Here is a 445-nt window from a genome sequence, read left to right as displayed (position 1 = left end):
GGTCGTGCCGTTGCCGCTCGTGTTGATCGAGCCGTCGTCGATCACACCACTGCCATTGGTCGACTCACCCGAGATGTTCGTCGTGCCGTTGTCGGTCGTGTTGATCGAACCGTTCGGATCGACGATCACACCCGAGCCATTGGTCGAGTTGCCGCTGATATCGGTCGAACCGTTCCCGCTCGTGTTGATCGAGCCGTTGATGTCCGTGCCGTTACCGTTGGTCGACCCACCCGAGATGTTCGTCGTGCCATTGTCCGTCGTGTTGATCGAACCATTCGGATCGACGATCACGCCCGTGCCGTTGGTCGAGTTGCCGTCGATGTTGGTCGAACCATTACCGCTCGTGTTGATCGAGCCGTTGTCCACCACACCCGAACCGTTCGTCGAATCACCGGAGATGTTGGTCGTGCCGTTATCCGTCGTGTTGACCGAACCATTCGGATCA

1 pseudogene is annotated in these 445 nt (G+C 58.4%); it reads right to left on the bottom strand.

Annotated elements, in window-relative coordinates:
* Positions 1–445, bottom strand: a pseudogene (locus tag P0D96_RS48425) (hypothetical protein); the annotation flags it as partial.

Origin of the sequence: Paraburkholderia sp. RL17-347-BIC-D (genome assembly GCF_046027915.1) — a bacterium.
Taxonomy (GTDB): domain Bacteria; phylum Pseudomonadota; class Gammaproteobacteria; order Burkholderiales; family Burkholderiaceae; genus Paraburkholderia.
Note: the sequence above shows the minus strand (reverse complement) of the source record. Positions and strands in the feature narration are given on the sequence as shown.